Annotated in this window: 4 protein-coding genes and 1 pseudogene; 2 read left to right on the top strand and 3 right to left on the bottom strand. The window is 68.1% G+C overall.

The features are described 5' to 3' along the window. On the top strand, nt 1-1,746 hold a 1,746-nt coding region (locus tag ABZ565_RS35135), incomplete at its 5' end, for a Helicase associated domain protein (RefSeq protein WP_361036349.1). 205 nt (nt 1,747-1,951) lie between these two features. Here the strand turns inward: ABZ565_RS35135 and ABZ565_RS35140 are convergent. Beyond that, a complete protein-coding gene (locus ABZ565_RS35140) occupies nt 1,952-2,257 on the bottom strand; it encodes a hypothetical protein (RefSeq protein WP_361036359.1) in 306 nt (101 codons plus the stop codon). A gap of 182 nt (nt 2,258-2,439) precedes the next feature. Next, a pseudogene (locus ABZ565_RS35145) lies at nt 2,440-2,583 on the bottom strand (MerR family transcriptional regulator); the annotation flags it as partial. A gap of 180 nt (nt 2,584-2,763) precedes the next feature. Here ABZ565_RS35145 and ABZ565_RS35150 point away from each other — a divergent pair. Continuing rightward, complete coding sequence (locus ABZ565_RS35150; protein WP_361036352.1) at nt 2,764-3,162, top strand: VOC family protein; 399 nt, start codon at nt 2,764-2,766, stop codon at nt 3,160-3,162. A gap of 566 nt (nt 3,163-3,728) precedes the next feature. Here the strand turns inward: ABZ565_RS35150 and ABZ565_RS35155 are convergent. Beyond that, nucleotides 3,729-4,397 carry a Type 1 glutamine amidotransferase-like domain-containing protein gene (locus ABZ565_RS35155; RefSeq protein ID WP_361036355.1) on the bottom strand — a complete coding sequence of 223 codons (669 nt, stop codon included), beginning with the start codon at nt 4,395-4,397 and terminating at the stop codon, nt 3,729-3,731. Nucleotides 4,398-4,928: the final 531 nt, after the last annotated feature.

A 4,928-nucleotide genomic window follows, 5' to 3' on the forward strand; every position in this document is an offset into this window, starting at 1 on the left:
CTCCAGACCGCCCTGGTGAAGGCGTCCGCAGAGGAAGGGTTCCGCCGCACGCTGTCCTTTCATCACCTGGTCCGCGAGGCCGAGGCATTCGCGGCCGGCCTCCCCGACGTCGCCGCGAAGCTGCACGACGCGGATCCGAAGCTCTACCCGCGCACAATCTGGGCCAACTGGCTGTGCGGAGAGCACAAGCCGCTCTACCGCCGACGCGTGCTCGATGAGTTCGCGGCCGGGATCGCCACCGACGGGACCGTCGTGGAGAAGAGCTTCCTGGGCTCGGTGAAAGTCCTGGGCGAAGGGGTCGATACCAAGAACTGCGACTCCGTGTACTTCGCAGATGTACGCGGCTCCATGCCCGACCTCGTCCAGGCCGTCGGCCGGGCGCTGCGGATGCAGCCCGGCGAGGGCAAGATCGCCTCACTCGTCGTACCGGTACTCCTCGGCCCGGGCGAGACCGTCGACAACATGCTCACCAGCCGGGCCTACGGCGGGCTCGCGAAGCTCCTGGAGGCGCTCAGGGCGCACGACGCCCGGGTCGTGGAACAGCTCGCCGAGCCACAGGCCCCCAGCGCTTACAAGCCCGTACAGGGCCACGCCGGCGAGACCGAGACGGGCGAGGCGGACGGTCCCTCGGTGCCGGCGCGAGAGCTGCTGAAGTTCTCCGTCCCACGCGATCCGGCGCAGCTGGCCGCGTTCATCAACCTCCGCGTCCTCAACCCGGAGCACGAGCACTGGCGCCGCGGGATCGAGGCCGCCGGCATCTACCACCGGCTGCACGGCGATCTGAAGGTGCCCTTCACCTACCGCGTACCCACCACCGACCCCAACGGCAACGACGAGGTCCAGGAGAGCCAGAGCGAACAGGCCGAGGTGTGGCCGGCCTCGCTCGCCGGATTCCCCCTCGGGCAATGGACAGCCGACGCCCGACGCTTCCACGCCCGGGGGAACATGGCCGAGGACCGCGCCGCGCAGCTGGAGGAGCTGGGCATGGTCTGGTCACACTACGACGTCGCCTGGGAAAGCGGTCTCGCGGCGGCGCGCGGATGGGCCGCCGAGGCAGGCCACCTCCTCGCCCCCACCGACGCCGTGTTCCAGGGGTACCGGGTCGGGATCTGGCTGAAGAACGCACGCGCCGCCGCCCGCAGAGCAGCCGAGAACCAACGGCGACGTGCCGAGGGGCTGCCGGTGAAGTCATCGGCCGGGGCCTTGTCGAACGAGCGGCGCGAGCAGCTGGAGGAGATCGATCCGTCGTGGTGCCCGGCCTGGCCCGTCGAATGGCAACGCTGCTTCCACCTCGTCCGCCAACACCTCGCCGCCGGCCAACCACTGCCCACCGAGCCCGGTGACGTCACGGACCAAGGCGAAGACCTGGGCCGGTGGGTGCAGTCCGTGCGGATCGGATGGGACGGCCTGACGACCGTGCAGCAATGGCTGAGCGAACACATCCTCGGAATCACCCGAGCCTCCGAAGAGCACAAGCCGAAGCCGCGTACGAGTCAGGCCGAGAAATGGGCCATGCACTACCAAGCCGCCCGCCAATACCACCAACGCGAAAGACACCTCAACGTCCCCAGAAAGTGGGTCGAGACCGTCGTCCTCGGCGGCGACAGCACGGGCGAGATCGGCCAGGAACAGCGAGAGGTGACTCTGAGGCTCGGAGCATGGATCAACAACCAACGCAGCCGCGCTGCCACCCTCACCCCGGAACGGGTCGAACTGCTCTCCACCATCGGCATGCGATGGACATGAGGGAGGCCAGGGACCATCGGGCGGCCGGCGGTGCTGCCGTAGCCGGCGAAGGCGGCCCGGATCCTGGCTCCCCTGGCCTTGCGGGGGACCGCGGTCCTCGTCGTAGTCGGCCGAACGTGCATGAGCGTCAGTGGACCGCGCACCCGGACCGGGGCGAAGCCTGCACCACCACCCACGGTTCCCCGCCGACGCCCGGCTGCGGCGGTCACCGCTCTCGCGGCGGCCCTGCTGCGCGGCATAAGGCGTCCGCGTGGGCGAGCCTGCGCAGGGCGCTGAACATCGCCTCGCCCATCACCGTGCCCACGATCACGCGCTCCGCCAGGTCCTCGCGCCCCGCCGGCCGCCCGAGATGGCCGAGATCGGCGCGGGCGACCCGCTCGGCCGCCGCCGCGTAGTCGTCCAGGAGTACGGCGAAGTCCCCGTGGCCCGCCGCGCGCAGGGCGACGAGCACACCGGCCAGCGCCTCGCCCGCCGACCCGTCCGCGTCCGCCCGCCAGCCCAGGCGCCGCACCAGCCGGACCACCTCGGCGCGGGCCTCGTCCGGCTCCGGTCCGGCCCCGGCCTCCTAGGCAGGGTAAGGCGGTCCGTGGCGGTGCGGAGCACGTCGGCGGGCGGGCGGTCCGGGTCGTCCACGGCCCGCAGCACGTCACCGATGGCCGCCAGGGACAGCCCGCCGGCGTCGATCAGGGCCCGGACCAGGCGCAGCCGGTGCTCGTGGGCGGTGTCGTAACTGGCCCGCGTGGGGCTGGTGAGCCGGCCCGCGGGCAGCAGGCCCAGCCGGATGTAGAACTTGATCGTCGCCACAGGCACTCCGGACCTGCGGCACAGCTCAGCCATGCGCACCAGCGGCTGTCCTTCCTGGGACGGCAGTACGAAGGCGGGCTCTCGCCGGTGCGCAGACGCTAACGAGCAGTCACCCGGCGGCGCCACTCCGAGCGTACCCACTCGCCCGGAGACTTCCGCCGGACGCTACGGTCGGCTGCCACGGATAGCGCCGCACGGAATACGGAGTAAGAAATGATCAAGGGACTCGACCGGCTTGAGGTCATCACGCTCTTTGTCGAGGACGTCGTCGCGGCGAAGCGGTTCTACCAGGACGTCTTCGGCCTTGAGGTGGTCTTCGAGAACGAGGACTCCGCAGTGGTCAAGCTCAGCAACATGATGATCAACCTGCTGGTGGCCGACAACGCCCCGACGCTGGTCGGGCCGCGCCCGGTCGCCGCCCCGGAGGCGGGCGCACGGCTGCTGCTCACCATCGAGGTGGAGGACGCCGACGCGGTGTGCGCCGAGCTCGTGGAGCACGGGGTGACCCTGCTCAACGGTCCGGTCGATCGCCCCTGGGGCCGCCGTACCGCCGCCTTCGCCGACCCCTCCGGCAACGTCTGGGAGGTCGCCCAGATCCTCCAGGACGCGTAACCGCAACCGGCCCGCCGCGTCGCGCTCCCCCGCCAGAAACCCATCTTTTTCTGATGCATCAAAGAAGATGACTGACTGCTGTCGATGATGAGCGTGAGAACTCATATGTTCTGCGCCCGCGCTGCTGATCTGGCCCATCAGCGGGACGGTGCGGGGCTCCGTTTCGATCTTCGGGTGCGGAGCCTTGCCCTGGTCGAGGGCGCTTGCTGGTGGTTGTACTCCGCGAGCGCGCGGCGGCCGCCGATGGTCGCGGGGGGGGGCGTCAGCCGCTCCAACGGCTACCGAACGGACGGAAGGGGGCGGCCATCCCAGCCTCACCCCGGCCCACGGGCCTGTCTGCAAGCCGGGCCCCAACTGCCGACCGACCAAGCCGCCCGTCAGCTCGGGATTCGCTGTCCCACCCTGGGCCGAACCTGGGGACAGCGGGCGCACGGCGCCGGGCGGCCTGGGCGGCACACTCCCGAGACCTCCCCGATTGGCCGCGAGGATGGGTGCACGTTCTCTCAGCAGGAACGTGGACATGCCCACGTCCTCGTCACCGACAACGGACACGGCAGCGTGCCGTGTCACGGGTGGTACCGCCACCTGCCTTCAGAGATGACGTCCACCTGATCGTCGCGGACGCGGATGGCTGTCTCGTCGTCGAGAAAGTAGACCGGGAAGTCCGCCTTCGCGACGATGCGATCGGCCCAGGCGTCATCCCGTTCCGGGAAGTGAGGCGAGTACAGATGCGGTTTCAGGTACCAGTCGAAGAGGCCGAAGGGCGGCTCAATGGTTGTCGCGCCAAGCAGATGCAGGTCCGAGGCGTCCCCGATGACATCGGCAGAATGTTCGGTGAGATTCCGGCTGAAGACCATGGATCCGGCGCTCAGTCCCACATAGACGCTGTCTTCTAGAACATCCAGAAATCCGTCCGCCAAATCATTACCAACGATGCTGCGGGCGAGATGGTACTGGTTGCCACCTCCGGCATAAATGACATCGGAATGACGTAGCCGCTCAAGCACCACCTGCCGCGGCAAGCCATTCAGTTCAAGTACATCGAATTCCTTCCAGCCCAGACTGTGCAGCTGGTTCATGTGCTCAAGGAGCCACCCGTGGTCCCCGGGTACAGCGAGAGATGCCGTGGGGAGGTACACCACACTGGCAGACCCCAATGGCTTTCCCAGCATGTCTCGCAGTGCTTCCAGTATGGACGAATTACACAGACCAGTAGACGTCAACAGAAGATTCATCAGGCAATCCAAGCACGAGTGGGAGATGCGCACAACGCATCTTGCGGACCTGCGGCCGAGTCAGCACTTGAAGCATCATCTGGTATCGCTGTCGAATCGGGTCAGTTGAGCAACCCGCAAGATGCGGCCGGGCCGCCCTGGAACCGAAGCTTTGAGTGGACTGGTCCGCGATTGCATTCGAGATACCGAGCTGCTCCCGTCGAAGCAGCTACTGCTCCAGGGGAGGGCTGCATGCCGCACATGGAACTGGACAACAGTCTCCTGGGCATCCGTGGGCCTTGGGGTGAACCGTCCCGAAACCAGGGCGTTGTTGCCCGATGAAGCTGCCGGGCAGCAGTGTGGTGCACCAAGCAAGGGGACCTGTCCCCGAGTGGTGGACGCCCACGATGCGGCACCCAGGACGATCGGTTCCAAGCGCCTGAAACGTCACATACGGAGGAGATGACCGCGTGCCTGGCACGAATCTGACCCGCGAAGAGGCACAGGAGCGGGCGCGCCTGCTGACCGTGGACGCGTACGAGATCGATCTCG

The sequence above is a fragment of the Streptomyces sp. NPDC016469 genome, assembly GCF_040632905.1.
Classification (GTDB): Bacteria; Actinomycetota; Actinomycetes; order Streptomycetales; family Streptomycetaceae; genus Streptomyces.

Coding starts and splice junctions, on each gene's coding strand:
- ABZ565_RS35150 (WP_361036352.1), top strand. CDS start 2,764: ATGATCAAGGGACTCGACCGGCTTGAGGTCATCACGCTCTTTGTCGAG.
- ABZ565_RS35155 (WP_361036355.1), bottom strand. CDS start 4,397: ATGAATCTTCTGTTGACGTCTACTGGTCTGTGTAATTCGTCCATACTG.